Raw genomic sequence first — 1,453 nt, forward strand, 5'->3', positions numbered from 1 at the left:
GGTGAAGTTATTTTCAACGTATATGACAACTTGGTAGCATACGATGGTGAAAGTATGAGTAAGTTTGTTCCTATGCTCTCAACGGTTGTCCCTACAGTTGAAAATGGTTATTTGAGAGACGGTGGAACAACATATGTCTTTCCAATAAGAGAAGGTGTAAAATTCCACAACGGTAACGATTTAACCCCTGAAGATGTCGAATACACCTTCGAAAGAGCACTATTATACAACCCACCTGGAGGACCAGTATGGATGTACTTAGATCCTATGTTTGGTGTTTTCAGTATTAGAACGTTGGTAGAAGATTACGTAGGTGCTTCATGGGATACTATATTTGATAGTGAGATGAATCCTACATCTCCTGAATACGAAGAGGCTCTAGTTAATTTCTATAATGACGTGATAGATCCTGCGGTAGAAGTTCAAGGTAATGAAGTTCTTGTCCATTTGGCAAGACCTTTCGCCCCATTTTTGAATGTAATTGCTTCTGGAAGTAGTTGGGGTTCGATATTAGATAAAGAATACTCTGTGGAATTAGGCATTTGGGATGGAAATGCCGAAGGTTGGTGGAAGTATCACGGATGGACAAAAGAGCAGTCTCCATACTTTGACCATGCGATGGGAACAGGTCCGTATAAATTGGTCGAATGGGATCACGCTCAACAAAGGGTAACGCTCGAACGATTCGACGATTACTGGAAGGGTCCCGCCCCAATAAGAAGAGTAATCATTCAAGGTATAGACGAATGGTCGACGAGAAGAGCTATGCTTGAAACAGGTGATGCTGACATAGCTTATGTTCCTGCTCAATATTTAGATGTTGTACTTTCTATGGATGGTTTGACCGTTATCCCTGGCACACCTGAGGTTTCAATCACCTCTTTAGGGTTCAATTGGCAAGTTGATCCAGAGTCGCCATACATTGGTTCAGGTCAATTGGATGGAAACGGTATTCCACCAGATTTCTTTGCAGATCATAATGTTAGATTAGGTTTTGCTTATGCCTTTGATTATGATGGTATGATAAATGAAGTTTTGAACGGTTTGGGTGAAAAAGTTCCTACCGCTTTACCAACTGGATTCTTAGGGTTCGACGAAGATCTCCCAACATACGAATTGGATCTGCAAAAGGCTGAAAATTACTTCAAACGGGCTTATCAAGGTAGATTATGGCAAACAGGTTTCAATATGACTATTCTTTACAATACAGGAAACGATTCAAGGAGAGTATCTGCAGAAATATTGAGGGATAATTTAGCAAAGATAAATCCTAGATTCCAAGTTGAAGTTAGAGGGGTTCAATGGCCAACTTACTTAGATGAAAGAGAAAATATGATGCTTCCAGTTTACATCATAGGTTGGGTTGCGGATTTTCCAGATCCACATAACTTTATTTTCACCTATTATCACAGCGAAGGTGATTACGGAGGATTCTACGGCGATAACTTTGCGG

The 1,453-nt window shown here is 40.4% G+C and carries 1 protein-coding gene; it reads left to right on the forward strand.

Translation table 11 applies throughout. The annotated features are described in order from the left end of the window. On the forward strand, positions 1–1,453 hold a 1,453-nt coding region (locus AA81_RS09690), incomplete at both ends, for an ABC transporter substrate-binding protein (RefSeq protein WP_103898906.1).

The organism is Petrotoga halophila DSM 16923, from assembly GCF_002924615.1.